The sequence below is a fragment of the Bacillus sp. 22475 genome (assembly GCF_052044835.1).
Taxonomy (GTDB): domain Bacteria; phylum Bacillota; class Bacilli; order Bacillales; family Bacillaceae_G; genus Bacillus_A; species Bacillus_A cereus.
The window spans coordinates 96,053-122,676 of the sequence record NZ_JBQENW010000003.1 but is presented as its reverse complement, the minus strand read 5'-3'; the positions used below and the strand labels follow the sequence as shown (position 1 = coordinate 122,676).

Below are 26,624 nucleotides of genomic sequence, written 5' to 3'. Positions count from 1 at the left end.
TTATATTTTAGTTTAGCATCCACTATTTTATTTGCAATAGCCGTGATTGTTTTCTTTATAAATGGTAATCCACAAAAGTGGTTTTGGTTATGTATTTTCTTTGCGTCCATTATACAAAATATAGTGCTACTAAAAAAGAATAAAGAAGTGCATTAGGATATTCAAATTATTAACATATTTGTGTCGTATTGAAAACGCTTTTATTCAGTTTTATAATAAAAGTATGTTTTATAAATCTCCAAAACAATTAAAAGGGAGATGATACAATGTTAGCTTCACCGTTTTACTTACATACATGGAAAAAGTTTGTTAATGAAGGTGTTCTTGATTCAAATCGCATAAATCAAAGAATTTCAGAATCGTGGCATCGATGTAAACAGGCTAATGTTAATCCTCACATGAATAAAGGTCAGAAAATTTTGTCTTCTAATATTTTTCGAGAACAAAAGAAAAAGAGTGAAATTTTCCTTGATATAGCATTACCCCAAATACAAAATATGAGAAAAACCATTGATGAACTACAAATGATGGCATTATTAATCGATCCAGATGGTTATGTTCTATCCTTAAGTGGAAATAAACAGACGTTAAAGCGAGCGAAACATATTAATTTTATTGAAGGTGTAAAATGGACGGAAGCAGCTGTGGGGACAAACGCAATAGGAACAGCGCTAGAAATTGAAGAAGCTATTATGATAAGTGGTACTGAACATTACTCCGTGGCATCTCATAGCTGGAGTTGTGCGGCTGCTCCCATTCATAACGATGACGGGAAATTAATTGGTATTCTAGATTTCTCCTGTCCAATTGAATTTTCGCATCCATATATGCTCGGTATGGTAACTTCAATTGCACATGCGATTGAACGTGAATGTAGCATAAGAGTTCATCAAAATGAATTACACTTAATCCATCGTTTTTTAGATGTCATTGATAGTGATGAACAAGTAGTTATTTGTAATCATCGTGATGTTATCGTTTCTGCGAGTAAGAGCGTTCGTGAACGAATAAATAATTGGTCAAGAATGAAACTTGAAGAGTTAATGCACCATGGATTAGAAACTAAATTAGAGATACCAGTATATAGTAATGAAAGAATGATTGGGAAATGTATGTATTTAAAGGAAAACAAACAAATGAATACATATTCTGCTCTCACATTTATAAAAGGAATTACTTTTCCAGGAGTTACTGGGACAAGCAGAGCATTTCAACACACACTAGAAGAAATTAAGCTTGTTTCACCGACTGATGCTAGTGTGTATGTATGTGGTGAGACAGGAGTGGGAAAGGAATATGTCGCGAGAGCGATTCATGAAAATAGTCCAAGAAAAGACGGGCCCTTTATAGCTGTTAACTGCGGTTCTTTGCCTAAAGAATTAATGGAAAGTGAATTGTTCGGTTATGCTGAAGGTGCATTTACAGGTGCGCGACGTCAAGGATATAAAGGGAAATTTGAACAAGCGAATGGAGGAACATTATTTTTAGATGAAATTGGTGAAGTACCATCAGAGATGCAAGTAGCATTATTGCGTGTTTTACAAGAACGTACAATAACTCCAATAGGAAGTTCAAAAGAGGTACCAGTAAATATTCGTATTATTACTGCCACACATAAAGATTTACTACGGTTAGTAGAAGAAGGGAAATTCCGTCAAGATTTATATTATCGTTTGCACGTTTATCCGTTATATGTTCCATCGTTAATAGAAAGAAAAGAGGATATCCCATATTTTATACAACACTTTTGCGAACGGAAGAAATGGAATGTTGTATTTCCGAAGAGTATTTGCAATCAATTTTTACAACATATATGGCCCGGAAATATCCGAGAACTAGTAAATGCATTAGAACGCATTTACATTTTGTCGCAAGGACGGGAAATATGCGAAAAACAAGTCGCTTTTTTGATACAAACAATGATGGGAAATCAACAACAACTTGAGTTACAAGTTGAAAATAAAACCCAACATACATTGAATTTCCGCGAAAAAATACAGCGTGATAGCATGATTGAAGCATTACAAAAGACAAACGGAAATGTTTCATTAGCTGCAAAACTATTAGATGTACCCCGTAGTACATTTTATAAACGAATGCAAAAATATAAGTTATAAAGTAGATTTTTGTAATCTACTTTTTCTTTGTGGGCTCATGTTCTGTCGGAATGTGCGCTTACCGGGGAAATAATAGAACAGTTAGAAATTAATTTCCGAAAGGGGGACTTATGTGAAGTATATTGAAATTGGCTTCGGAAATAGGTGGTTCGTTCGAACAGAAACTGAAAATAAAGATGGAACTGAATTTGAGGAACGAGGAATTATAAAACCTATTTATTTTGAGTCTTTATATGTACGAATTTGGTTTCGGAAAACGTGTTTTATTTTTGATACGAAAGAAGGGTTTAAAAAAACTAAGAAGAGGAGGATTGAATATAAATTTATAGTTGGAATTGTAAGTAGAATAAATAAAGAAAAAGTGTGCTGATATACGTTATTATATTGACCAGGAAATTCTTTGGACTTATATCAAATTCATAAAAAGCAATTTTACTAAATATAAATTGTTAATAAAACCACTAAAAATTATTATCAAGACCTAAAAGCTAAAAATCCTAAAAAAATAAAGGTGAGCGCATATTAGTCATGTATAATATGTACTCACCTTTATTTTCTTGTTCAAAGCCCCCGTTAGTCACTCATGGAACATGGAATAAAGTGTGGTATTGATTTAAAATAAAGTTTGATAATTTATAAAAAAGATTGATAAAACCCTGTATTAATATAAGATTTTTCTTTTGCCCCTTAAATTTCAGTTGTATTGTTCAATTAAAGGGCCAGATTGTTGAGGAAACAGGAATAATAAGAATACTCAAAAGATTATTTGTGAAGTGTTACACTTAAACTAACGGGCAGTTTAGCTTAAGTACATTTTTTCACAAATTTAAAGGGGGAAATTTCCCCATTTTTTATACCAGCTTAACGTTGATTCGGGAATATTGAACTTCGCTACCTGCTAATTGAATTCTACTTCATCTGGAGACCTTTAAATTAAAATGTTTCCTTTCTTCTGACAGACTTATTAAATTTCGAAAACAATCAATTCAATCATCTTTTCGTATAGAAAAACTTATTAAGAAACATGCACTAGAAAAAATATAAATCATATATAGGAGATATCCCGTTTGAATGCTTGAGGAGGATATTATGAAACCTATGTTACCTAGTGAAAAATATTTTGGTAATTTAGAACTAGTTTATGCATTTTATGGGGCTATGCCTACAGGTGTTACTGTTTCAGAAACCGGTCGTATTTTCATTTGCTTTCCGAAATGGGGAGACGATGTTAAATTTACGGTGGCGGAAATTTTTGAGGATAAATTGCAGCCTTATCCTAATTTACAAACCAATTTGGTTAACCCCGAGAATATCCCAATGACTTTCATCAGTGTCCAAAGTGTTGTTGCTGATGGAAGGGGAACGCTTTGGATATTAGATACAGCGGCACCCAATTTTTCTGAACCTATTAAAGGGGGGGCAAAATTAGTCGCTGTTGATTTAGAAACCAATACAATAAGAAAAGTATATACCTTTACAGAAGATGTTGTCCTGCCTACAACTTATCTGAATGATGTCCGTTTTGATTTTCGTGTTGGAAAAGCAGGTTATGCCTATATAACGGATTCTTCTTCAAGAGGACCAGGAGCTATTATCGTCGTAGATTTATCAAATGGAAACGCGTTTAGACGGTTAAATGGAGCAAATTCAACTTCACCCGATCCCTATTTTTTACCGAAAGTAGAAGGTCAAATTTTAATGAATCGAAACAAAGACGGTTCAACTTCTCCATTTAGGTTGGCGTCTGATAGTCTTGCGATTTCTCCCGATGGAAAGATATTATTTTTTGCTCCACTAACCAGTCGGCATTTGTTCTCGATCTCAACAGAAGCCTTGAGAGACAGAACGATACCGGACATGAATTTACCTTATCATGTGGAGTATTGGGGAGAAAAAGGTGCGTCTGATGGAATGATCACCGATGCAAAGGGAACTGTTTATGCTGGAGATTATGAAAACAACAGTATCCGTAAGATATTGCCAAATGGCATAATGGAAGCTATCGCACATGATCCGAGAATTTTGTGGCCGGATACTTTTTCAATTGGTCCGGATCAATATTTGTATGTCATTGTGAACCAATTACATCGACAGCCTAGATTTCATTATGGAAAAGACTTACGACAGAAACCTTATAGTTTACTTCGTATCAAAATTGATGAATTTCCTGCTCCGACCTTTTCATAATAAAAATAGTCAATTAATTGTTTTCATTGATAGAAAATGATCAAACTTTTTTATAAAACCAAAACATAAACCTGCTGGATAAGAATCCATTTTGATCAATCTTTTTCAAAATGGATTCTTTTTATTTACCATAGAATACGGGTTAACACGATATTTTTAATCAAACTTTATTTTAAAATTACGAAGAAACTCATGAATGTTTTAAAAAATATGGTGAAGTAGTAATACCCGAACTTATGAGTGAAATTAATGAAAAGTTAAAATGGGATGTTGTTAGTTATGTAGATCATAAGGAGTATGCTTTATGGCCACTACTAAAATATTTTAAAAAGATAATTAAACAAGATTCACAAGAATGGAAAACGCGGGGGTTAGAACTGTATAAATTATCTAGTGTAGCAGATATAAAGGGGAGTAATAGAGCCTCGTACGATATACAAAAAGAAACTGCAACTGCTGCAGTAAAAAGTGGGATTAATGACATATGGCAAATTAGACAACATGATGAAGAATTTCGTTTCTCGTTAAATTTAATATATAATCAATTATTTGATTTTGTGGAGAATGCTACTGATATTGAAGAGTTAATTTCTATTTGGATATTAAGTTGTGGGATATTATCTTGGTATCACAAAGAAGACCGAGCAGGATTAAAACATATTTATTTCAAATGTATAAATAAAGGTAAAGAAATAGGCGCTGAAGAAATTGAAAAACTATTAGCGGATTTATCACCAGAACAAGTAAAGATTGCTTTTTATCAAGAAAGTAAGGAATATGTAAAAATACAAAATCAAACTGATTATGATCAAAGAAGCAAATTAGAAGAAAGTGAATTAAAAGCAATTCTAAGTGAAATGAAAGAGGAGGAAATAATAGAGTTTTTAAAATTTGAAAAGAATTCATTGATGAGATGGACTTCAATTAATATTGCTTGGGATATTATTGAAAATCGTGGTGAGATTTCTAAGGACATTGCTGAAGAATTTACTGAAATTATTTTAAGTAGATTAGAGAGTTATTCTTGGGAAAATTCGGGGGGATAAGCATTGTTGAAAAAATTAAAAATATATTAAAAGAAGATTTTTTATGGGATTTGGCGGAATATAATATAAAAAATCTTGATGACGATGACAATTATTATACTTGTAGCTCGAATATGGAGTTTCTGTTGCAATACGCAGGAGATTTATTATCTATAGATATTGTGAAATATATGTTCGATGAAGAGTTGAAATGTCACTATATGTGGACATATAAGCTTTAATTTTGAAATTGCTCCTTCAACTAGCTATTTACCTCAGCCTAAAGATATTAAAGAACTTGTTTGTAATATTCTATTTGAAGATTTTTCATTGAAAATCTCAATAGCTCTTTCACATATTTCTTGATTAATATAAAATCTTTCTGTTATCCAATAATTAAGTTCAGAAAATGTAAGGCTTTGTTCTATTTTCTTACCTTGGGAAAATTGTTTTAAAACATTATTATTAATAGAAGTCGGAATGCCATCGATATAACCGAAAATCTGAATTTTCTTTAATACAGGAGATATACGCCAATCATTAGACTTTGTAATGATTTCTTTCATACTTGATAAATGTATTGGCTCTGTATGTAAAACTTTTGCTGGACCTGGATTTCTAGCAATTTTAATCCTATTATTTGAGACTTCATAAGTGAAAGTTTCTCTTACATTACTTACTTGAAATGATTCATAAAGTGGGTAAGCTTGGAATAAAGGTGCACAATAACCAACATCAACATAATAAGGTTGGTCTAAGTTAACCCGTAAGCATAAATGTCGGGGATCCATATACATATAATGAACATTAAAACCAAGATTTGATAATAACCAATGGAATCCAATTGAGTGCGCCCAACAAGTACCCCCGAGATCTTTTGTTGTAATACGGTTTATGTATGTCTCAATGGAAGGAAAATAATTACCTGTTTCATTACCCTTTTCCCAGTCAATTATTTTAGTAAGGGTTTCCCATTTTATTTTTTCTTGATGAGCTTTAATAAGCTCATTTAAAAACTTTAAGCTAGTAGGCTGTTTTGTCGTACCTAAAAATGATAGAAAGCTATTTACTAGTTGTACTTGGGTCATTTTCTTATCCTTTCTATATAGAAATTTTTATTGGTATTATTATACAATAGGTGTCAGAAAATACAGTCGTTTATTATTGGAGTGGGAGAGAATTATATGTCGATGTCGCTATATTATAAAAAAATCCGTGAGCAATTAGGCCATGAACTAATTCTAATACCGAGTGTAGCTGCTGTTATTAAAAATGAGCAAGGGAAAATCTTATTTCAATATCCTGGTGGAGAATACTGGAGTTTGCCAGCTGGAGCAATTGAGCCTGGAGAAACTCCAGAAGAAGCGGTAGTTCGTGAAGTGTGGGAAGAAACGGGTTTGAAAGTGCAAGTAAAAAAACAAAAAGGGGTATTTGGAGGGGAAAGGTTCCGTCATATATATCCGAATGGCGATCAAGTAGAATATATTGTTGTTGTATTTGAATGTGAAATTACTAGTGGAAAACTGAAATCGATAGATGGTGAATCTTTAAAACTACAATATTTCTCATTTTCTGAAAAGCCTACTTTAGCACTACCATACCCAGATAATATATTTTTATAGATGTAAAATAACACACCTTACTTATTGAAGATGTGCTATTTATATAACCCGGTCGTATACATCTCCGTTAACGTATACACAATTTCCTCTAAGTTAATCTTTTTATCATTTTGCGTAATAGTCCAAAGAAACGATTCATTCATCGCGAACCAACCGCGTGCTACAATCTCTTTATTTAAATTAGGTTGTGCTAATCCACTTTCTTGAGAGTAAGTAATATCCTGTTTAATACTTGTTATAAAACGTTCCCGAATCTCATCCCATTTTTGCCGTATTTCTCTTGATAATCCTATCGCTTCCTCTACAACTTGCAAAATAGCGCGTTCTTCATCTGCTAATTGCAGGAATGCTCTAACTTGATTTTGGATCATTATACGTGCTTCCTCTTTTGTTTGTGGAGAAAAAGAGCGCTCAGCAATATTATAAAATTGATTCATAACATCTTCCATTAAACTAATTAGGAGATCATCTTTGTTTTTGAAGTATACATATGCTGTTCCATAACCAGTTTCTGCATGTTTAATAATTTGTGTAATTGTCGTTTTTTGAAATCCATTATTTATAAAAATAGTGTAACCAGAGTGTAATAGTTTCTTCTTCGTTTCTAAGGAGCGGTGTTTTCTTGATGAAAGAGTAGAGTTTTTCAAAGAATCACCTCTTTATACTGAAATATCTGAAAATATAACTGTATTGTAAAAGAAGTTCATATATAAAGTCAACTGACATAATATCATTGACGTTGTATCAATTAAGGTGGTATATTTCAATTAGTTAGAATAAAAAGAAAATTAAGAGAAGGTGACACCATGTATAAAGAACCATTTCAACCAACTTATGAGTATGCGCTTGAATGTGATAAACATGATGAACTGAAAGATTTTCAAACTGAATTCTATAAAAAAGAAGGTACTATATATTTAGATGGAAACTCATTAGGGCTACTTTCAAAAAGAGCAGAGAAATCATTACTTACGTTGCTAGATTCTTGGAAAAAGTATGGCATTGACGGCTGGACAGAAGGTGAGCACCCGTGGTTTTTCCTTTCAGAGAAATTAGGTAAACTTACAGCCCCTCTTATTGGAGCTTTACCCGAAGAAACTATTGTAACCGGTTCTACGACTACGAATATACACCAAGTTATTGCGACGTTTTATGAACCAAAAGGAATACGTACAAAAATACTTGCGGATGAATTAACTTTCCCGTCAGATATTTATGCACTTCAAAGTCAAATTCGTCTAAAAGGATTAGACCCAAATGAACATCTAGTAAGAGTGAAAAGCCGAGATGGTAGAACACTTTCTGAAGAAGATATTATTTATGCGATGGAAGATGATATCGCTTTAATTTTATTACCTTCTGTTTTATATAGAAGTGGTCAAATTCTGGATATGAAACGTTTAACAACGGAAGCTCATAAACGCGGCATTCATATCGGATTTGATTTATGCCATTCAATAGGATCTATTCCGCATCATTTCAAAGATTGGGATGTCGATTTTGCTGTTTGGTGCAATTATAAATATTTAAATGCAGGACCGGGTGGCGTTGCAGGAATTTATGTGAATAATAAACATTTTAATAGACTACCAGGGTTGTCTGGATGGTTTAGTTCTAGAAAAGATAAGCAGTTTGATATGGAGCATACATTAACAGCTGCTGATCATGCAGGTGCTTATCAAATTGGTACACCGCACGTTTTAAGTACAGCACCATTAATTGGTTCACTTGAAATTTTCAAAGATGCTGGTATTGAACGTTTACGTGAGAAATCTTTACATATTACGAGATACATGCTGAATTTAATTGGACATGAATTAAAAGATTTCGAAATTACAATTGGAAATCCATTAGAGGATGAAAAACGAGGCGGGCACATTTATTTAGAGCATGCAGAAGCAGCACGTATATGTAAAGCACTAAAAGCAAATGGAGTAATTCCAGATTTTAGAGCGCCAAATGGGGTGAGACTTGCGCCGGTCGCTTTATATAACACATACGAAGAAGTGTGGAAATCTGTACAAATATTAAAGAAAATTATGAAAAATGAAGAGTATAAGCAGTTTGAAAATAAGCGAGAGGTTGTGGCATAAATATGAAAACATCAGAGTGGATTGATATTTCACAACCGCTAAATAATAATATTGCAACGTGGCCAGGAGACACACCGTTCTCGTATGAAGTTTCATGGTCAAAAGAAGAAAGTGGCTCGGTAAATGTCGGAAAGTTAACGATGAGTATTCATACAGGCACTCATATTGATGCACCATTTCATTTTGATAATGATGGAAAGAAAGTATTAGATTTAGATGTTCAAGTTTATGTTGGTCCGGCACGGATTATTGACGTTTCTAATTTTGAAAGCATCGGGAAAAAGGAATTAGAAAGCTTTCATTTAGAAGGTGTAGAACGATTATTATTACGTACATCTTCACATGGAAAAGCTGAAGAATTTCCAGATGTGATCCCTCATTTACGTGCAGACATAGCGTCGTTTCTTTCAGAGAAAGGTATTCGTTTAATCGGAGTAGATGTACCATCAGTTGATCCGCTAGATGATAAAGAATTAGCAGCGCATCATCAATTATTTAAACATGGAATTCATATTTTAGAAAATGTCGTACTAGATCATGTAGCAGACGGTGATTATGAACTTATTGCATTACCACTTGCATTAACTGATGCAGATGGAAGTCCAGTTCGAGCCGTTATTAGACCAATATAAGTAGAATCATATAAAAGGGGCGTTTGGCTAATATGAAAGAAAATGAAAAAGTAATTATGGAAAAAGGGATTCATACGGATTTTAAAGAGAATATGACGTATGGGGAGTATTTACAATTAGATAGTTTACTATCTTCTCAAAAAAGATTATCGGACCATCATGATGAAATGTTATTTATCGTTATTCACCAAGCAAGTGAGATTTGGATGAAGCTCATTTTACATGAGCTAAATGCGGCGATTGAATCGATTAAACAAGATAAATTACAACCAGCTTTTAAAATGTTAGCACGTGTATCAAAAATTCAGTCTCAAATTATTCAATCTTGGGATATTCTTGCGACATTAACACCATCAGAATATATTGAGTTTCGTGATTCACTCGGTCAAGCTTCAGGTTTTCAATCGTATCAATATCGTATGATTGAGTATGCACTTGGCTATAAAACGCCACACGCATTAAAAATTTATGAAAAGGATCCAGAATTACATGCACGACTTCATAAAGCGCTACATGCACCAAGTCTATATGATGTCGCGATTCAAGCATTAGTAATAGAAGGATTCCCTATTCATAAAGATGTGTTAAACCGTGATATTACGCAACCTTATGAAGAAGATGCAACAGTAGAAGCAGCGTGGTTAGAAGTATATGCGGATGTGAAAAAATATTGGAATTTATATCAGCTTGCTGAAAAATTGATTGATATTGAAGACTGGCTACAACAATGGCGTTTCCGTCATATGAAAACAGTAGAACGAATTATTGGACATAAAATGGGAACAGGTGGATCCTCCGGTGTTTCTTATTTAAAACGAGTACTTGATCAACAATTCTTCCCAGAGCTTTGGAATGTTCGTACGAAATTATAAAAATAAACCTGTCAGTTCATTATGGCTGACAGGTTTATTTTTATTTGAGCACAATTATGTTTAAAATGAAGGAACAAGATATAATAAATGGAGTAACTATTTAAATGGAGGTAAAGTTTTTGGATTTCAAGCAACTAGAAAATAAATTCGAAAAGAAAAAAGTGAATACATTTCTTGTTTATCAAAAAGGGGAATTAACAACTGAGTACTATAAAACACCTGAATGTGCAAATAACTTATATAAAATAAATTCGATTACAAAAAGTATTATATCTTTATTAATTGGTATTGCAATTGATAAGAGCTATATAAATGATATACATACACCGATTACAGAGTGGATTGAAAATGTACCTGGGGAAAAACATGATTTGACGCTTTATCACTTATTAACAATGACTACTGGTGAGGATTGGAAAGAGTTTGGAAATGGAGTAGTATTCCCAAATGACTTTGTAGAATCAGAGAACTGGGTACAGTACATATTAGAAAAGCCAATAATTGAAGAACCTGCTACAAAAATGAATTATAATTCAGGTTCTTCTCATTTACTGAGCTATATTATTCAAGAAGCTACTGGAATGTCGACAGAGCGGTTTGCAAAGAAATATTTATTTGATCCATTAGAAATTAACGAATACGAGTGGCAACAAGATCCGCAAGGTATATATGTCGGCGGCTTCGGTATGAAAATGAAATCTACCGATTTATTAAAATTAGGAAAGTTATGTTTGCAAAATGGATATTGGAATGAAAAAGAAATTGTATCAGCGAAATGGTTAGAAGAGTCAAGTAGGGCTCTATTTGAAACATATGAACATGTCGGTGCATATGGATATCACTGGTGGGTATTACATAACGGAAGATTTCACATACCGTATTGTATATATTTTGCTATGGGATACGGCGGACAATACATCGTTATCATTCCTCAGTTAGAAATAGTAGCTATTATAAGTAGTCATATGCCAAAACGTGGGCTCGTTCCATTAAAACTATTTATTGAGCATGTACAGGGAAATTCTAATTATATATAAGAAAAGGAGGGAATGTATGAAGGATGAAAAAATTTTATCTTTATTTAGATTATGTTTAAGTCTTCTAGTATGTAGCGCCATTGTTACGCAATTCATAATTAGGGCACAAGTGAAGCCGTTTAATCCAGTTAACTTTTTTAGTTTCTTCACCATTGAAAGTAACATTTTAGTTGCATGTATTCTCCTTTTAAGCAGTATCGGAACAGCTACATTTGGTCGCTCAGAACAGTTTAGTATACTTCGTGGTGCGGCAACGGTATACATACTTACGACAGGACTCGTTTATTTTTTGTTACTAAGAGGGTTAGAAGAGTCACTTCAAACGGCAATACCATGGGTAAATACTGTGCTACATTATATCATGCCGATTGCAATGCTTTTAGATTGGATTTTAAATCCACCTATTAAGAAAATCACTTGGAAACAAGCTGCAAGTTGGCTCTTATTCCCGTGTTTTTACGTTGTATATAGCTTAATACGTGGTCCAATCGTGAATTGGTATCCATATCCGTTTTTAGATCCGAGAATAGGTGGATATGGTAAAGTACTTTTATACAGTATAGGGATAGCAATTGTAATTGGGGCTATTTGTATATTGGTAAGATTTTTAGGGAATCGAAACTTTAGGAAAGAATTTTAGAAATGCAAGAACCCCCACTGTTTCTGTTTTTAACAGTGGGGGTTTCACTTTATCCCGCATTAACGGGCAGCCCGATTGGTGAGGGCTGATTAAAGTTTCACTTTATCTACTCGTCTTCTGAAACGACAACTTTATAAATTTCTCCGTCTTCGTTTCAAATTCTACATCAACAAAAACACCATATTCTTTTCCATCTTCACGTAACCACAATTTAAATTTTTCAACAGTTATTTGAACTGTTTTTGGTTTTCTACCTATATGAAGATAGTCAATAATTTCTGCTTTTGGGTATTGTTCTTTCGTCTTTTCTACGGCAAGTTTACCCCATTTGGCATACGGCGGCTGCGCATGAACAATTGATGAGCCTGTATATATATATGAACATGTTGTTAGGAACAGAATGACGAGTGCGACACGTTTTAACGATTTCTTCATGATGAACTCCTTTTATCCTTTTTTTATATTGTTTACATATTTTTTCAACGATATTAGTTTGGATTTTTTTGTCTTCTTTACATAAAAGCGAGGCTTTTACAAAACATAACCAAGAAATCATTTCCGTAATTAAGGAGGGAAAATTATGCGCCAAAAAGCTATTTTTAAAATAGCAGTTTTACTTGCGTTCATAGGACTGTCTTTAATGGTCAGTAGTATACAACTAAAGAATGTAGAAGCTTTTTCTAATCAAGTTATTCAAAGAGGAGCATCTGGCGAAGATGTCATTGAACTGCAATCTCGTTTGAAATATAACGGATTTTATACGGGAAAAGTGGATGGTGTTTTCGGATGGGGTACATACTGGGCACTTCGGAATTTTCAAGAGAAATTCGGATTACCCGTTGATGGTTTAGCTGGAGCTAAAACGAAGCAAATGCTCGTGAAGGCAACGAAGTATGACAAGTCAACTGCTAATAAAGGGACGACAACGAATAAAGGAAATAGCGGCGGAACTGCACAAGAGAATAAACCACCTCAAAATAAAGGGACAAATGTTCCGAACGGTTATTCTCAAAATGATATTCAGCTTATGGCAAACGCAGTATACGGAGAATCACGTGGTGAACCGTATTTAGGACAAGTTGCAGTAGCTGCCGTTATTTTGAATCGTGTTACAAGTGCGTCATTCCCAAATACTGTTTCAGGTGTAATCTTTGAGCCTAGAGCATTTACAGCGGTAGCCGATGGACAAATATATTTAACGCCAAATGAAACAGCAAAAAAAGCAGTTTTAGATGCGATTAACGGATGGGATCCAACAGGAAATGCTTTATATTATTTCAATCCAGATACTGCGACTAGTAAATGGATTTGGACTCGTCCACAAATTAAAAAAATCGGTAAACATATTTTCTGTAAATAGAGCGGAGGTGGGACAATGTTACGAGGTATTATCATTGTATTATTAACAGTCGGTGTAGTAGGAACAGGCTATTGGGGCTATAAAGAGCACCAAGAGAAAAATGCGGTTTTAATTCGAGCGGAAAATAGTTATCAACGTGCATTCCATGATTTAGCATACGAAGTCGATTTATTACACGATAAAATTGGCACAACACTTGCGATGAATTCACGATCATCTTTATCACCTGCATTAGCGGATGTATGGCGTTTAACATCTGAAGCTCGCTCAGATGTAGGACAACTTCCTTTAACATTAATGCCATTTAATAAAACGGAAGAATTTTTAGCGAATATCGGTGATTTCAGTTACCGTGCAGCCATTCGTGATTTAGAAAAAGAGCCGTTAAATGAGCAAGAATATAAAACGCTACAGACTTTATATTCAAATGCAGGAAATATACAAGATGAACTAAGAAAAGTACAACATCTTGTTTTGAAAAATAATTTACGCTGGATGGATGTAGAAATGGCACTTGCATCAAATCGTGATCCAGCAGATAACACAATTATTGATGGATTGAAAACTGTAGAGAAAAACGTAACATCATATTCTTCTACAAATTTCGGACCGACCTTTACAAGTGCGCAAAAAAATAAAAAAGGCGGATTTGAAGCGGAAGGAAAGGCAATTTCTAAAGATGAAGCGGCGAAAATTTCCAAATCGTTTTTGAATTTAAAAGGAAATGAAAAAGTAGATGTAGAGAAAAGTGGAAAAGGTGCGAAAGAATCCTTCTATAGTGTGAAAATTAAAGATGAAGCAACGAACAATGAGTTCTATATGGATATTACCGGAAAAGGCGGATATCCAATTTGGGTTATGAATAACCGCGAAATTAAAGAACAGAAAGTTAGTTTAAACGATGCAGGTAGTAAAGGTTTGAAATTTTTAAAGGACCATAAGTTTAATAATATGGAGCTTTATGATAGCTCTCAATATGATAATGTTGGTGTATTTACGTATGTAGTAAATGAAAATGGAGTACGAATTTATCCAGAAGCAATCCAAATGAAAATTGCTTTAGATGACGGTTCTATCGTAGGGTTCTCCGCAAAAGAATATTTAGCGTCACATCAAAAACGAACAGTTCCATCGGCAAAGCTAACTGCAGCAGAAGCAAGAAAGAAAATCAATCCGGATGTAAAAGTAATGGAAGAACGTAAAGCTATAGTAGTTAATGATTTGCATAATGAAGTACTTTGCTATGAATTTGTAGGTACTTTAGGAAAAGATACGTACCAAATATTCATTAATGCTAATAGCGGGGCCGAGGAAAAGGTAAAGAAAATGCAAGCTGTTGAAAAAATTTATGATTAAACCTTAAAAGTGAAGTGGTGAAAATAATGAAAACTCTAATATATATATTAATGCTTTGCTTCGTTATAACTGGATGCAGTATTGGAACAAAAGAAAACCCAAACGAAAAGCCGGAACAAAAAAATGTTTCAATGAAAAATGTTAATTATACGAATAAATCAAATAAGCCAAATGAAAAAGCGGCAGATCATTTAGCATCTTTAGCAGCAAGTGTGCCAGGTGTGAATGATGCGACAGCGGTCGTTGTTGGAAAATATGCTATTGTAGGTATAGACGTAAAAGCAAAACTTGATCGAACTCGTGTTGAATCAATTAAATATTCTGTTGCAGAAAGTTTAAAAAATGACCCTGACGGTGCTAATGCAGTCGTTGTAGCAGATGTTGATACGTATGAACGCCTCAAACAAATCGGAAAGCAAATTAAAAAAGGAAAAACAGGTGAAGGTATACTAGATGAATTAGCGGCTATTGTGGGACGAGTAATGCCACAAGTTCCAAATGATATGATTGAAAATCGAGAAACGAATCCAATTAAAGATAATGATAAACAATTACCAAAAGATGAAGAACAAGAGTTAAGAAAAGAACAGGATGATCAATCAAATAATCATTTGAATAAATGAAATTAGCCTCGTACTTAATTGTGCGAGGTTTTTAAGTATAATATTAAATATTCAGTTTATTTTTAAGGGAATATATGGTTTAATTATGATGGGAGGGACAACTGTTATGATGAAAAAAAGCGCATGTATATTGTTTAGTTTATGCTTAGGTTTCAGTATGACAGCGTGTGAAAAGAGAAAAGAAGTGAAAAATCAAACAGCAACTTCTTCTACTGTGATGGAAAGGCAACAGAAAGAATCTATCAATATAAATCATTTCTCGAACATAAATGAAGGAATGACTTATACAGAAGTGAAAGATTTAATTGGTTTTGAAGGGGATTTACTTATAGAAGAAGGGGTAGAACATTCTACACAAATTAAACAAATTTTTGCTTGGAAAGGAAACAATCCAAATTCATTTGTTGAAATTACCTTTTTAGATGGAAGAGTGCATTCAAAAGCACAGCAAGGTATAAGTTAATAAGCTAAAAAATGGGAGAGTTTAGCATGAACATACACACAGGGGAAATTCAATTAGTTCCGTATAAGGAGAAATATAAAGAAGTTATACAAACATTTACTTTACCAAGTGAACAAGTTCAGTTTACAGCAGATCCAAGCGCCTTACTGGAAAAAGCAAAAAGTGATCGTACAAAAAATGTGATTGTTATTTTAGATTACAATGGGGTACCGGTGGATCTTTTCGCATTGGAAACGGGAGATAGAGTAAAGGAGTTCACAGATAATGAGGATGCTTTACTTTTAACGTCATTTTCTATTAATCACAATAGACAAAGAAAAGGATTCGCTAAAAAGTCATTGTTATTATTAGAAGAGTTTGTAAAACGCTATTTTCCAATAAAAAATGAAGTTGTACTTGCTGTGAATGAAAGAAATATTCCTGCGCAAAATTTATATGCAAAAGTCGGCTTCGAAGATAAAGGTTTTAGAAGAATGGGACCAATTGGCCAACAAATAATAATGCATTTACCTATAATGAAATAATGAGATAGAAAACTTACTCTTGAATATTCACGTAGTAGGTTTTTTTATTTTAGTAATATATAATATATGTATATAAAATGAAACAGAAATGAAGGATATAAAAAATGAATCAAGATAGAAAATGGAATATCGTTGGGGGAAGAGTGATTAAAACTGGGATTGCAGTTTTTCTTACAGTGTTAGTTTGTGAATTTTTTAACATTCCAACTATTTTTGCTGTAATAACAGCAATTGTTACAATTGAACCAACTGCAACAGACTCAATAAAAAAAGGGCTTATTCGCTTTCCGGCCTCAACAATTGGATCGGCATATGCCATGACGTTCACATTTTTCTTAGGTCATCAAGCAATTTCTTATGCATTAGCTGCGATGTTTACGATCGTTACATGTCAAAAACTAAGGTTACATGCGGGAACATTAGTCGCAACTTTAACTGCTGTAGCTATGATTCCAATTACGGCAGATCATTATTTCACTGCATTTTTAATTCGTTTAGCTACTACATCTACTGGTATTATAGTATCTACTTTAGTGAATTTTTTCATTTTCCCACCACACTACACGAAAACGATTTTTGGATGTACAGAGGATCTATTTGCTAAAACAGCAAATATTATGGAAGAATGGATTACTGCATTAGTTGCAGGAAAAGGTATGAAAAAGGAGACCGCTCAGGATTTATCTAAATTAACTGTATTATTGCATAAGGCGATACAATTTGTTCAATATGAGCAGAAAGATTGGAAATATCATCAACATACAAAGAAGGAAATGAGAAGCTTTTTAACCATGCAGAACCAACTTCATATATTACAGCAAATCATTTACCATATAGATAATTTAGCTCGAGTGTCAATTGAGACTTGTGACTGGTCACAAGGTGAAAGGGAAATATTACAACGAACAACTCATTCTATAATTGCTATATTGAGAAACCGTTGTAATGAAATTGATGAGGAACATTTCAAACTTATTGCTGAATTAGACAAGCAATTTTGGAGTTATAAAAATGATTTGAAAGATTATAAACCAAATCATTATCATCATTTTTCAAGTGAATCTATTATTTTATTTGAGGTATTATCTATTCATGATATGTTAGAAGAATTAAAACAAATATCCGAGAAATATGAGTGGGGAAATCGATTCAATTGATAAGTTCATTTTACTGTGGGGGGAATAATATGACACTTTATATTGCATTACTAAGAGGAATCAATGTAGGTGGCCATAAAGTAATCAAAATGGCTGATTTAAAACGAGTGTTTGAATCAATAGGGTTAAAACAAGTGAAAACATATATACAAAGTGGTAATATTGTGTTCGAATCTGAGGAAAGTATAAACTTTCTAAAGGACCGAATACAATCTGAAATAAAAAAAGAATTTGATTTCGATGTTCCAGTCATGCTAAGAACACATGATGAATTTATAAATATTATTAAACAATGTCCGTATGAAGTTCATTCATTGTTAGAAGGAGAAAGTGTTCATATTGCTTTTTTAGCTAATGTACTTTCTGAAGAAGAGAGTAGTCAATTGCTTACATTTAAAAATGAACTTGAAGATTGCTATATAGATGAGAAGGTCGTTTATTTATTTTTCAAAAATAGCATTCGAAATTCTAAATTAATGAACCAGTTTCAGAAGTTACATACACCAGCTACAGTTAGGAATTGGCGGACTGCGAATAAATTAAAAGCAATTGTAGAGAGTATGTAAATATAAAAAGATGAGGTTTTCTACATGTAGAAAACCTCATCTTTTTACTTATATTGTTTTGCAACTATGAGTTCGACAATAGGATAAATAAAGAATGAAGAGCAAATTGCGATGAACAGAGGGAGGTTTTTAACGCCATCTAAATTAGCCCCCATAGAAAATCCTTCGGAGAAGATTAATAAAAGGAACATTACAACTACAAGCACAAAATACGCAATTTTAAAGCTTTTATATGTAATTTGTTGGCCCATTTCATCTTGACTTTCTTCTGATACACCGTGGGGATCTCCCCAAGTAATGTGATTAATTAAATTACTAAGTATTAACGAGATAGCAAAAATCGTACCACCCAAAATAGAACCTTCAGTGATGTATTTATATGTGCCATGTACTAGTATTGCAATTAATGCTAAAACAATGATTATAAAAATAGTTTTTTTAGTATTCAATAAATAATTGCCCCCCTCGATTGTAAAAAACTCTTTACAAATATAAGTATAAAATTGGAAAAGTATCATGTCAAATACTTTTTACATATAATATGTAAGTATGCAATATTTTGGTTTTATAATAAATAAAAAATTACAATACATTTGAATGTAAAAGAATGGGCTCGCATATATTTGGAAGGGATGTCAGATTAATTTAGGGGGTAGTTATGTCTATACTTTTAAAAGCTGGTGCAGATGCAGGAAACAACGGTTTGAAGTTAATGGTGAAAGGGCAAGACCCTATTTTTATTCCGAGTATTTATTCTTTATATATAGGTGAGCCGACAGGACTCTTAGATGAGGTAGATGTTTCATTATCTGAATTAGAAAACCACATTGATGTGACTATAAGTTCGCCATCGTTAATGCTTAATAATGTACGATACATCGTTGGAGAAAAAGTCATTCAAGATCAATTAAAAGGTACTGAGGTAGAGAAGAAATCAAATAAGTCAACGGATGAGTTAATGGTTATTACAATACTATCAGGTTTGGCGGTAAGCGCTATGCGTCAAAGTCCAACTTCTAGCCATATTAATATTCGTTATGATTTATCTGTCGCTCTTCCTATGCAGCTTATTACACAAGAAATAGCTGCTGAAAATGCAAAACGTTATATGGGAAATCATAAGGTTATTTTCCATTATCCGAACGGACGCGATGTGACAATTAATGTTTCAATTGAGTATTGTAAATGCCTGCCTGAGGGTGCTTCTGGGACGTGGGGCATTGTATACGATGAAGAAGGAAATGTTGTGAAACATAAAATAGAATGTGAGCAAAATCAAGTTTCTGAAATTGATTTTGTAGATAAAACTCTACTCTCTTTTGATATTGGTGCAGGGACGACAGAAGAAGTTGTTTCATTAGGGGTAAATTTCCGTCCGCAACTAAGTAAAGGTTTATCTTATGGTGTAAAAGAGACGTTACTACAAATCATTACGAGATGGAACCGGAAGTATCCAACTAAGACGATTGATAGTATTACAGAATTCAATCAAATTTATTTAAATGATACGCATCCGAGAAATACCTTATTAGTTGAGGAATCACAGCCGGCACTATTAGGTTTAGCAGCGCGTGTCGCAACAGATATTATAAATAAAATTGATGATATGAAAGACGATCCATACGTGTTTATTTATGGCGGGGGTGCAGTAATTATTAAAAATAGTTTAAAAATGATTTTAAAGCAAAAAGGACGACTCAAAAATGTAATCTTTGTAGATAATCCGTTATTTACAAATGCACGAGGTTTATTAGTATATACTTGTTCGCCAAAATATAGAGAGCATAAGCAAAAAGAGTTAGGATTTACAAACTTAACGATAAGTTAGTTGGTGGAAGTATGCGATCTAGGCGATATAAACGTGGTGATCGAGTAAAAATCAATATTCATAAATCGGTATCACCTGAAATGCTTGCGTGGCTGAATAAACAATCAAATCCAACTAATTTCTTCTTTTTTGCTGCGCAGCAATTATTTAAACAAGTAGGAGATATTGACGTTTCAAAAGCTTTACCAAGCAGCCATGTTTTCTCATTATATGTGGAGCCTTCATCCTTATTAAAAGTCGAAGTAAACCCTTTTAAAAACATGACACTAGACACAAATACATCCACCGAAAATGCAAAAAAAAAATTATGGAAATCTGTTGATCAATTAGATTGTCCATTTTTTTAAACATAGAAAAATATAAAAAGTCCCCATCACTATACATACGAATACAGTGATGGGTTTTTGTTTGTAACTAGAAGGGGGCACAATTTGTAATACAATTTGTGCCCTCTTCCATTAGTTGTTTATCTAAATTTTAGATGTATGTTTAGAAACAGCATTAATCATGCTTTCCCAGTCATCTGGATGGTTTTCGTGGCCTGCCCCTTTAAGGGTTAATAGTACTGAGTTTGGAATTTCATCAATTAGTGCGAGGCCATGTTCAAATGGTAGTGCTGTATCGTCTGTTCCGTGAATAACTAATGTAGGTGCTTGTATGGATTGAAGTACACCTTCATATGCATCATCACCTTGAAGTAAAGCGTGATTAAACATACTTAATAAATTGTTTGCGCGTTCTATTTCTTGTTTTACTTGTTTATAAACTCTATTTTCATCAAATATTCGTTCTGATCCACATAATAGACAAGATCCTGAAACTAAATACTCTGCCACATCATTTTTATTTGCCCAATCTATACTTGTGCCATTTACATGATGTGTTAAAATCCTTTCATCCATTGGAGGTAAATCGCGAGTATTGTCATCAGATCCTATTACACTAGTCGCTAGTAAAGTTAGCGTCAAAATTCTTTCGGGATGTTTTACAGCAGCAATTTGAGCAATCATACCACCTAATGACATACCAAAAAGATGGGCTTTATCAATATGATAAGCGTCTAATACCCCGATTGCATCTTCAGCCATATCTGTTACTGAATAATTTGAAGTGCCAGGTTCATATGTAACAGAGCGTCCAACATCGCGATTATCAAAGCGAATAACAAATTTTCCTGTGTTCGCCAACTTTTCACAAAATTCTTCATCCCAATATATCATTGAACAAGTAGCTCCCATAATTAATAAAATAGCGGGATCATTAGAGTTACCGAAGCTTTCTGTACATATATCAATACCGTTTATTTTAAATATCTTTTCACTCATAAAGTTAGCCCCATTTCTTTTGAATTTAATTAACAATACAGTTTTGAATAATTCTAAGATGTGTGTAAGATTCTTTTTGAAATTCATCCCGCTATTTGCCGGGCAGTAAGAGCCCGATTGGTGAGGAATGATTAAAGTTTTACTTTATAATGCTTTTTGCATAATTACCCCCAAAAATAAGTATATGGGAATTCAAGGCAAAAAATTTTGAGAAATAATTGTATGTTATTAAAATAAACAGCAAGGAGGAGAGGAAATGAAAGCAATTGTTATTGATCGATATGGCAGTGTTGAAGAATTAAAAGAAAGACAAGTTTTAAAACCGGTTGTTAAGAATAATGAGGTATTAATACGTATTCATGCAACATCTGTTAATCCGGTTGATTGGAAAATAAGAAAAGGTGACTTACAAGAACAGTTACGCTTTTCATTTCCAATTACTTTAGGATTAGATGTAGCTGGAGTTATTGAAGAAGTTGGCGAAGATGTAGAGTGTTTCAATATAGGAGATAAAGTGTTTACGAAACCTGAAAATATAGGAAGCGGCTCTTATGCTGAATTCATTGCAGTACAATTAGATTTAGTATCACATATGCCTAATAATATTAGTTACGAAGAAGCAGCTTCTATTCCTCTTGCAGGACTTACAGCGTGGCAAAGTCTTGTAGATTACGCAAAAATAAAAGAAAATGACCGTGTATTCATTCATGCTGGAGCTGGTGGCGTTGGAAGTTTGGCAATCCAAATCGCAAAATCATTTGGAGCTTTTGTTGCAACGACTGCTAGTAGTAAAAATAAAGAATTTTTACAGTCTTTAGGAGCGGATCTCGTTATTGATTATAAAAAAGATAAATTTGAAGAACTAGTATCAGATTTTGATATTGTGTTAGATACAATAGGTGGCGAAGTGCAAGAAAAAAGTTTTCGAATTATTAAACCTGGTGGTGTTTTAGTTTCCATTGTTCATGAACCACTACAAAAAGTAGAAGGAATAAAATCAGGATTTTTATGGCTAAAACCAAATGGAAAACAATTAGAAGAATTATCAGCTTTAATTGTAAACGGAAAAATCAAACCAATCATAAGTAAAGTGGTGCCATTTAATGAAGCAGGAGTTCGAGAAGCTCATATTTTGAGTGAAGGACAACATGTTAGAGGAAAGATTGTAGTTAAAGTGGAATGATAATGAAGATTACAGCTTATAGAGTAACTAGATTTGAATAACGAAAAAGCTCAACAATAGATAATATCCCATACTATACATTTTCATTTGCGGGTATTATTTATTGTTGGCTATTGTGTTATTACTTCTAATAAATACTGTTTCGTATTGTATCGTGTAATTTCTCTAATCCAATTTCCATATCTTTCTCGTTTAACATTGAATAGCTAATTCTTAATTGGTTATCATTTGTTTCGTAATTTAATAGACAAGCTGTTCCTGGTAAAAAAGAGACATCTACTTCATTTGCTTTTTGTAATAAGGTAAAGGGATCTATCGAATCAGGCAGTGTCACCCATAAATTAAAACCGCCATTTGGTATTTCAAAGTTTAGTTCTTTTAATGGCGATAATATATCAATTGTTAAATCACGTCTCATTTGTAAAGCTGTTCGTAATTTTTCTAAATGATTTTTCATACGTTCCGCACGTAAAAACGGTAGAAGTGCCTTTTGTGTTAATAAAGGACTACCGATATCCATTGAACCTTTCACTGCATATAGCCATTCAAAAATAGGGCCATCGGCAATAAGTGCTGCGATACGCAGTCCTGGTGCTAACGTTTTACTAAATCCTTTTATATATATTACGTGACCATCTTTATCAAAATTTTTGATTGGGGGCGGGACTATAGCATCCTCAAAATATATTTCTCCGAAAGAATCATCTTCAATAATAAAAAATTGATATAGCTCCGCTAGTTCTATAAGTTCCATTCTTCGTTCTTTACTCATTACTGTACCTGTCGGATTCTGAAAGGTGGGATTCGTATACAATAAAACGGGATTTTTACTTTGACAAATATCATCAATTAAGTCGGAGCGAACTCCATGATTATCAAGAGAAACGGGAATGATTTGAACACCTTTATTGATGAAAACATCAAGCGCGGCACTGTAACATGGACTTTCTACTAATACGATATCTCCAGGTTTTAATAATGTTTGAGCAATTAAATTAATTCCTTGTTGTGCTCCGCTTGTAATTAATAATTGAGATGGGTCTGTCACTAAATTCTGGTGTTCATGTAAGTAATTCACTATTTCAACTCGCAATTCATAATCGCCTTGAACTGGTCCATAAGTTGCTAACAACATCGGATTTTTATCCAGCAATTTATGCATTTCATCTGTCAAAAATGGATTTGGTAACAGACGAGGATACAGAATTGCTTGTGAAAAATTATAATATTTACGGTGCTTATTCATTGCATATTGAGAACGCATAACATTAATCGTTTTCGTTTGTTGCCATTTATACGGAATTGGTTTGAAATCTTTCTTTACCCGTTTATATATGTAAGCACCTTTTCCTTGTTCGATGCGTATATACCCTTTCGTTTCTAATTGTTTATACGCTTTACGAACTGTTAATACATTGATTTGTAAATCTGTGGCCATACAACGTAAAGAAGGAAGAGATTCACCATGTGAAAGCATACCACTTTGTATTCTGTCAACAATTTGCATATATATTTGCTTGTAATACGGTATGTTTGTTTCTTTACGCAATACAATTTTCATAGGTTCACCTATTTTTCTTTTTAACTTAATTAAAGCGAAAAATATATAGGGAATCAACTACAACTTGAAGTAACTGTTATATGTACCCATACACTGTTATACACCATAGCCTCTATACTCATTTTAAGAGTAAAAAGGAGGAAGAAAAATGGTCATTTTTAATTACATTTTAGTATGTATTATTTTCGGGACAACATTTTTAACGATAAAAATTGGAATTGAAGCAGGGGCGCCACCGTTGTTTTCAGCAGGAATTCGCTTCTTTTTAGCGGGTATAATCCTTATGATTCTTTTTAAATTAAAGCGAAAAGAAATTATGCCACATATATTTTCAAAACGCATTATGTATGCTGGATTTTGTTTAACATTTATGACATTCGCAAGTTTATATTGGTCAGAACAATATATTTCTTCGGGATTAGCTGCTGTTCTGTCTGCTACGGGACCAATGATGATTTTATTAATACAAGCAAAGAGGAATAGGGAGAAATTACAAAAGGAACAACTCGTTGCTTTAGTTATTGCACTAATAGGTGTTATATTTGTTTCTTTACCAGGAATGCATCAACAAGTAAGTTTCATATGGAGTATTGCTTGTATTGTTTTAGTTATAGGAGAGTTATTTTACGGAATAGGCTCTATTCGTTCGAAAGAAATACTTTCAGATTTATCAAATGTATCACCATTTCTTATTAACGGAATTCAAATGTTTTATGGAGGGATTTTACTACTAATCGCATCTATTATTGTAGAACAACCAAATGTAACTGTATTAACTTCATGGAGTGTACAATGGCCTATTTTATATCTCATATTTATCGGATCGATCGGTGGACACGGATTATATTACTGGCTCTTATCAAAAACAAACCCAGTATTTCCATCGACGTGGTTATATGTATCACCATTAATAGCAATTATCGTAGGGTATATCGTATTAGGAGAACCTTTAAATCCTACAATGGGAATGGGGGCTTGTTTCATTTTGATAGGTGTATTTTTAGCAAACCGTACAACAATTGGAGCTTATTTTAAGCAAGGGAAGCTATTAAAGAAGGAGCTTTAAATAGAAACGACTGAAGTGTTTTGAGAACTTAAATAAATAGATGACACAAAAAACATGCTATTACTAATTTGTAGCATGTTTTTCTTATTGGAGCCGTTACCATAATTTCCTTAGAGAATAACGAACACTGTACTTTACGAACAGTGTTCGTTATGTTATAAATAGAACAAGTAATTCAAAAACATGTAAGGTGTGATTAATGATGGAAAGAACGAAAAATACGAAAAAAAGAATTGCCATTATAGGCGCTGGACCAGGAGGATTAACATTAGCTCGTATATTACAACAACATGGTTTAAAAAGTGTGTTGTATGAAAGAGAAACATCCCCAATGAGTCGTCAACAAGGAGGTTCATTAGATATCCATCATGATTCTGCTCAAGAAGCGCTAAAAGAAGCAGGATTGTTAGAGAAATTTTATGAATTTGCTAGATATGAGGGAGAAGATTTTCGCTTATTTGATAAAAGTGGAAAAATATATTTAGATGAAGAAGCAGATTCAGCTGGCGGGGATCGTCCTGAAATTGATCGTGGTACTTTGCGTGAGTTGCTTTTAAACTCTGTTGATTCAGAATGTATACATTGGGGATATAATTTAATAAAAGCCGTTTCTCTAGAAAATGGTATGCATAAACTTCATTTTGAAAATGGACATGTAGATATTGTGGATTTAGTTGTAGCGGCAGATGGTGCTTTTTCACAAATTCGCCCACTTGTCACAGATTCGGCACCGCAATATACTGGAATTAGTATGATTGAATTGAATTTGCAAAATGTCACGGAAAATCATCCGGGAATAGCGGAGTTTAATCGACGTGGTAAAGTCTTTGCACTTTCGGATCAAAAAGGTATTTTGGCACAGTTAAATGGAGATGACAGTATTCGAGTATACTTAAGTTTTAGAACTAATAAAGAATGGCTTGATAATTGTGGGATTCCATTTGAAAATGTAGAAGAAGCAAAGAGTCAACTTCTACAATATTTTGAGGACTGGGATGAAACTCTTAAAAATTATATTAGATGTGCAGATGGTGCAATTTTTCCTAGACGAATTTATATGTTACCTGTGGGGCTAACTTGGAATAGTACACCTGGTGTTACTTTAATTGGTGATGCTGCTCATTTAATGTCTCCATTTGCTGGAGAAGGTGTGAACCTAGCTATGCGTGATGCAGCAGAACTTGCACTAGCTATTGTAAAGTATGACGATTTGAACGAAGCAATCAAAACTTATGAAGGAAAAATGTACGATTATTCTTCACAATCTGCTGCTATCTCAAATGATAACCTTGAAATTTGTTTTTCAGAAGATGCTGCTATTAAAATGTACAATCTTATGAATCAACTTCATGGACAACAATAAAACTGGATGTAATTAAGGAGAACT

Annotated in this window: 29 protein-coding genes; 23 read left to right on the top strand and 6 right to left on the bottom strand. The window is 33.4% G+C overall.

Annotated features, from left to right (window positions below; genetic code table 11):
• Window positions 1-266 precede the first annotated feature (266 nt).
• The 5 genes from ACTJJY_RS06835 to ACTJJY_RS06815 all read left to right on the top strand — a co-directional run bounded on the left by ACTJJY_RS06835 (window position 267) and on the right by ACTJJY_RS06815 (window position 5,571).
• Window positions 267-2,117 (top strand): sigma-54-dependent Fis family transcriptional regulator, encoded by a 1,851-nt coding sequence (locus tag ACTJJY_RS06835; RefSeq protein ID WP_440605277.1) that lies wholly within the window; start codon window positions 267-269, stop codon window positions 2,115-2,117.
• Between the two features lie 112 nt (window positions 2,118-2,229).
• A complete protein-coding gene (locus tag ACTJJY_RS06830) occupies window positions 2,230-2,487 on the top strand; it encodes a DUF3977 family protein (RefSeq protein ID WP_000873825.1) in 258 nt (85 codons plus the stop codon).
• A gap of 719 nt (window positions 2,488-3,206) precedes the next feature.
• Window positions 3,207-4,304 carry an L-dopachrome tautomerase-related protein gene (locus ACTJJY_RS06825; protein ID WP_440605276.1) on the top strand — a complete coding sequence of 366 codons (1,098 nt, stop codon included), beginning with the start codon at window positions 3,207-3,209 and terminating at the stop codon, window positions 4,302-4,304.
• Window positions 4,305-4,540: 236 nt separating this feature from the next.
• A complete protein-coding gene (locus ACTJJY_RS06820; protein ID WP_440605275.1) occupies window positions 4,541-5,350 on the top strand; it encodes a hypothetical protein in 810 nt (269 codons plus the stop codon).
• Window positions 5,329-5,571, top strand: coding sequence for a hypothetical protein (locus ACTJJY_RS06815; protein WP_440605274.1), 243 nt, complete (start codon window positions 5,329-5,331; stop codon window positions 5,569-5,571). The genes ACTJJY_RS06820 and ACTJJY_RS06815 overlap by 22 nt, the downstream gene beginning before the upstream one ends.
• Window positions 5,572-5,604: 33 nt before the next feature.
• On the opposite strand, the gene ACTJJY_RS06810 is transcribed toward ACTJJY_RS06815, so the two are convergent.
• On the bottom strand, window positions 5,605-6,417 hold the full coding sequence (locus tag ACTJJY_RS06810) for an arylamine N-acetyltransferase (RefSeq protein WP_440605273.1): 813 nt from the start codon (window positions 6,415-6,417) through the stop codon (window positions 5,605-5,607).
• A gap of 96 nt (window positions 6,418-6,513) precedes the next feature.
• On the opposite strand from ACTJJY_RS06810, the gene ACTJJY_RS06805 reads away from it, so the two are divergent.
• Complete coding sequence (locus tag ACTJJY_RS06805; RefSeq protein WP_025118390.1) at window positions 6,514-6,951, top strand: NUDIX hydrolase; 438 nt, start codon at window positions 6,514-6,516, stop codon at window positions 6,949-6,951.
• A 35-nt stretch (window positions 6,952-6,986) separates the two neighbouring features.
• Here ACTJJY_RS06805 and ACTJJY_RS06800 read toward each other — a convergent pair whose 3' ends face one another.
• Entirely contained in the window at window positions 6,987-7,598 is a 612-nt protein-coding gene (locus tag ACTJJY_RS06800) for a TetR/AcrR family transcriptional regulator (protein WP_000798537.1), read from the bottom strand.
• 159 nt (window positions 7,599-7,757) lie between these two features.
• Here ACTJJY_RS06800 and kynU point away from each other — a divergent pair, with 159 nt between their 5' ends.
• The 5 genes from kynU (at window position 7,758) to ACTJJY_RS06775 (ending at window position 12,225) form a co-directional block, all read left to right on the top strand.
• Window positions 7,758-9,044: a kynureninase gene (kynU, locus tag ACTJJY_RS06795; protein ID WP_440605272.1), complete on the top strand. Its 1,287-nt coding sequence runs from the start codon at window positions 7,758-7,760 to the stop codon at window positions 9,042-9,044.
• Between the two features lie 2 nt (window positions 9,045-9,046).
• Window positions 9,047-9,676, top strand: coding sequence for an arylformamidase (gene kynB / locus ACTJJY_RS06790; protein WP_440605271.1), 630 nt, complete (start codon window positions 9,047-9,049; stop codon window positions 9,674-9,676).
• Between the two features lie 32 nt (window positions 9,677-9,708).
• A complete protein-coding gene (gene kynA / locus ACTJJY_RS06785) occupies window positions 9,709-10,548 on the top strand; it encodes a tryptophan 2,3-dioxygenase (protein WP_440605270.1) in 840 nt (279 codons plus the stop codon).
• 119 nt (window positions 10,549-10,667) lie between these two features.
• Window positions 10,668-11,585, top strand: coding sequence for a serine hydrolase domain-containing protein (locus tag ACTJJY_RS06780; protein ID WP_440605269.1), 918 nt, complete (start codon window positions 10,668-10,670; stop codon window positions 11,583-11,585).
• 16 nt (window positions 11,586-11,601) lie between these two features.
• On the top strand, window positions 11,602-12,225 hold the full coding sequence (locus tag ACTJJY_RS06775) for a Pr6Pr family membrane protein (protein ID WP_440605268.1): 624 nt from the start codon (window positions 11,602-11,604) through the stop codon (window positions 12,223-12,225).
• A 102-nt stretch (window positions 12,226-12,327) separates the two neighbouring features.
• Here ACTJJY_RS06775 and ACTJJY_RS06770 read toward each other — a convergent pair whose 3' ends face one another.
• Window positions 12,328-12,660 carry a DUF3889 domain-containing protein gene (locus ACTJJY_RS06770; protein WP_440605267.1) on the bottom strand — a complete coding sequence of 111 codons (333 nt, stop codon included), beginning with the start codon at window positions 12,658-12,660 and terminating at the stop codon, window positions 12,328-12,330.
• 145 nt (window positions 12,661-12,805) lie between these two features.
• Between ACTJJY_RS06770 and sleB the strand changes: the two genes are divergently transcribed.
• From sleB to ACTJJY_RS06735, 7 genes are all read left to right on the top strand, one after another.
• Complete coding sequence (gene sleB / locus ACTJJY_RS06765) at window positions 12,806-13,585, top strand: spore cortex-lytic enzyme (protein WP_001249053.1); 780 nt, start codon at window positions 12,806-12,808, stop codon at window positions 13,583-13,585.
• A 15-nt stretch (window positions 13,586-13,600) separates the two neighbouring features.
• The gene (ypeB, locus tag ACTJJY_RS06760; RefSeq protein WP_440605266.1) at window positions 13,601-14,941 is read left to right on the top strand and encodes a germination protein YpeB; all 1,341 of its coding nucleotides are present in this window, start codon (window positions 13,601-13,603) and stop codon (window positions 14,939-14,941) included.
• 26 nt (window positions 14,942-14,967) lie between these two features.
• Window positions 14,968-15,564, top strand: a complete 597-nt coding sequence (locus ACTJJY_RS06755) for a YhcN/YlaJ family sporulation lipoprotein (protein ID WP_000854060.1) — start codon at window positions 14,968-14,970, stop codon at window positions 15,562-15,564.
• Window positions 15,565-15,670: 106 nt separating this feature from the next.
• A complete protein-coding gene (locus ACTJJY_RS06750) occupies window positions 15,671-16,027 on the top strand; it encodes a hypothetical protein (RefSeq protein WP_016512697.1) in 357 nt (118 codons plus the stop codon).
• 11 nt (window positions 16,028-16,038) lie between these two features.
• On the top strand, window positions 16,039-16,551 hold the full coding sequence (locus ACTJJY_RS06745; protein ID WP_440605265.1) for a GNAT family N-acetyltransferase: 513 nt from the start codon (window positions 16,039-16,041) through the stop codon (window positions 16,549-16,551).
• Between the two features lie 104 nt (window positions 16,552-16,655).
• Window positions 16,656-17,708 (top strand): aromatic acid exporter family protein, encoded by a 1,053-nt coding sequence (locus ACTJJY_RS06740; RefSeq protein WP_440605264.1) that lies wholly within the window; start codon window positions 16,656-16,658, stop codon window positions 17,706-17,708.
• 29 nt (window positions 17,709-17,737) lie between these two features.
• Window positions 17,738-18,274 carry a DUF1697 domain-containing protein gene (locus tag ACTJJY_RS06735; RefSeq protein ID WP_440605263.1) on the top strand — a complete coding sequence of 179 codons (537 nt, stop codon included), beginning with the start codon at window positions 17,738-17,740 and terminating at the stop codon, window positions 18,272-18,274.
• A 44-nt stretch (window positions 18,275-18,318) separates the two neighbouring features.
• Here the strand turns inward: ACTJJY_RS06735 and ACTJJY_RS06730 are convergent, their stop codons facing one another.
• Window positions 18,319-18,723, bottom strand: coding sequence for a hypothetical protein (locus ACTJJY_RS06730; protein ID WP_001093141.1), 405 nt, complete (start codon window positions 18,721-18,723; stop codon window positions 18,319-18,321).
• A gap of 209 nt (window positions 18,724-18,932) precedes the next feature.
• Here ACTJJY_RS06730 and ACTJJY_RS06725 point away from each other — a divergent pair, with 209 nt between their 5' ends.
• Window positions 18,933-20,102 carry a ParM/StbA family protein gene (locus ACTJJY_RS06725; RefSeq protein WP_000025623.1) on the top strand — a complete coding sequence of 390 codons (1,170 nt, stop codon included), beginning with the start codon at window positions 18,933-18,935 and terminating at the stop codon, window positions 20,100-20,102.
• Between the two features lie 11 nt (window positions 20,103-20,113).
• Window positions 20,114-20,449 carry a hypothetical protein gene (locus tag ACTJJY_RS06720; RefSeq protein ID WP_440605262.1) on the top strand — a complete coding sequence of 112 codons (336 nt, stop codon included), beginning with the start codon at window positions 20,114-20,116 and terminating at the stop codon, window positions 20,447-20,449.
• A gap of 123 nt (window positions 20,450-20,572) precedes the next feature.
• On the opposite strand, the gene ACTJJY_RS06715 is transcribed toward ACTJJY_RS06720, so the two are convergent.
• Complete coding sequence (locus ACTJJY_RS06715; RefSeq protein WP_440605261.1) at window positions 20,573-21,427, bottom strand: alpha/beta fold hydrolase; 855 nt, start codon at window positions 21,425-21,427, stop codon at window positions 20,573-20,575.
• A 256-nt stretch (window positions 21,428-21,683) separates the two neighbouring features.
• Here ACTJJY_RS06715 and ACTJJY_RS06710 point away from each other — a divergent pair, with 256 nt between their 5' ends.
• Window positions 21,684-22,610, top strand: coding sequence for an NADP-dependent oxidoreductase (locus tag ACTJJY_RS06710; protein WP_029442511.1), 927 nt, complete (start codon window positions 21,684-21,686; stop codon window positions 22,608-22,610).
• A gap of 127 nt (window positions 22,611-22,737) precedes the next feature.
• Here the strand turns inward: ACTJJY_RS06710 and pdxR are convergent, their stop codons facing one another.
• Window positions 22,738-24,171, bottom strand: a complete 1,434-nt coding sequence (gene pdxR, locus ACTJJY_RS06705; RefSeq protein WP_440605260.1) for a MocR-like pyridoxine biosynthesis transcription factor PdxR — start codon at window positions 24,169-24,171, stop codon at window positions 22,738-22,740.
• Window positions 24,172-24,319: 148 nt separating this feature from the next.
• Here pdxR and ACTJJY_RS06700 point away from each other — a divergent pair, with 148 nt between their 5' ends.
• Both ACTJJY_RS06700 and ACTJJY_RS06695 read left to right on the top strand, forming a co-directional pair.
• The gene (locus ACTJJY_RS06700; RefSeq protein ID WP_440605259.1) at window positions 24,320-25,237 is read left to right on the top strand and encodes a DMT family transporter; all 918 of its coding nucleotides are present in this window, start codon (window positions 24,320-24,322) and stop codon (window positions 25,235-25,237) included.
• A gap of 199 nt (window positions 25,238-25,436) precedes the next feature.
• A complete protein-coding gene (locus tag ACTJJY_RS06695; protein ID WP_440605258.1) occupies window positions 25,437-26,600 on the top strand; it encodes an FAD-dependent oxidoreductase in 1,164 nt (387 codons plus the stop codon).
• Window positions 26,601-26,624: the final 24 nt, after the last annotated feature.

Coding starts and splice junctions, on each gene's coding strand:
- ACTJJY_RS06820 (WP_440605275.1), top strand. CDS start 4,541: ATGAGTGAAATTAATGAAAAGTTAAAATGGGATGTTGTTAGTTATGTA.
- kynA (WP_440605270.1), top strand. CDS start 9,709: ATGAAAGAAAATGAAAAAGTAATTATGGAAAAAGGGATTCATACGGAT.
- ACTJJY_RS06740 (WP_440605264.1), top strand. CDS start 16,656: ATGAATCAAGATAGAAAATGGAATATCGTTGGGGGAAGAGTGATTAAA.
- ypeB (WP_440605266.1), top strand. CDS start 13,601: ATGTTACGAGGTATTATCATTGTATTATTAACAGTCGGTGTAGTAGGA.
- sleB (WP_001249053.1), top strand. CDS start 12,806: ATGCGCCAAAAAGCTATTTTTAAAATAGCAGTTTTACTTGCGTTCATA.
- ACTJJY_RS06805 (WP_025118390.1), top strand. CDS start 6,514: ATGTCGATGTCGCTATATTATAAAAAAATCCGTGAGCAATTAGGCCAT.
- ACTJJY_RS06720 (WP_440605262.1), top strand. CDS start 20,114: ATGCGATCTAGGCGATATAAACGTGGTGATCGAGTAAAAATCAATATT.
- ACTJJY_RS06735 (WP_440605263.1), top strand. CDS start 17,738: ATGACACTTTATATTGCATTACTAAGAGGAATCAATGTAGGTGGCCAT.
- ACTJJY_RS06755 (WP_000854060.1), top strand. CDS start 14,968: ATGAAAACTCTAATATATATATTAATGCTTTGCTTCGTTATAACTGGA.
- ACTJJY_RS06770 (WP_440605267.1), bottom strand. CDS start 12,660: ATGAAGAAATCGTTAAAACGTGTCGCACTCGTCATTCTGTTCCTAACA.
- ACTJJY_RS06750 (WP_016512697.1), top strand. CDS start 15,671: ATGATGAAAAAAAGCGCATGTATATTGTTTAGTTTATGCTTAGGTTTC.
- ACTJJY_RS06710 (WP_029442511.1), top strand. CDS start 21,684: ATGAAAGCAATTGTTATTGATCGATATGGCAGTGTTGAAGAATTAAAA.
- pdxR (WP_440605260.1), bottom strand. CDS start 24,171: ATGAAAATTGTATTGCGTAAAGAAACAAACATACCGTATTACAAGCAA.
- ACTJJY_RS06715 (WP_440605261.1), bottom strand. CDS start 21,427: ATGAGTGAAAAGATATTTAAAATAAACGGTATTGATATATGTACAGAA.
- ACTJJY_RS06775 (WP_440605268.1), top strand. CDS start 11,602: ATGAAGGATGAAAAAATTTTATCTTTATTTAGATTATGTTTAAGTCTT.
- ACTJJY_RS06745 (WP_440605265.1), top strand. CDS start 16,039: ATGGGAGAGTTTAGCATGAACATACACACAGGGGAAATTCAATTAGTT.
- ACTJJY_RS06810 (WP_440605273.1), bottom strand. CDS start 6,417: ATGACCCAAGTACAACTAGTAAATAGCTTTCTATCATTTTTAGGTACG.
- kynU (WP_440605272.1), top strand. CDS start 7,758: ATGTATAAAGAACCATTTCAACCAACTTATGAGTATGCGCTTGAATGT.
- ACTJJY_RS06695 (WP_440605258.1), top strand. CDS start 25,437: ATGATGGAAAGAACGAAAAATACGAAAAAAAGAATTGCCATTATAGGC.
- ACTJJY_RS06825 (WP_440605276.1), top strand. CDS start 3,207: ATGAAACCTATGTTACCTAGTGAAAAATATTTTGGTAATTTAGAACTA.
- ACTJJY_RS06725 (WP_000025623.1), top strand. CDS start 18,933: ATGTCTATACTTTTAAAAGCTGGTGCAGATGCAGGAAACAACGGTTTG.
- kynB (WP_440605271.1), top strand. CDS start 9,047: ATGAAAACATCAGAGTGGATTGATATTTCACAACCGCTAAATAATAAT.
- ACTJJY_RS06835 (WP_440605277.1), top strand. CDS start 267: ATGTTAGCTTCACCGTTTTACTTACATACATGGAAAAAGTTTGTTAAT.
- ACTJJY_RS06700 (WP_440605259.1), top strand. CDS start 24,320: ATGGTCATTTTTAATTACATTTTAGTATGTATTATTTTCGGGACAACA.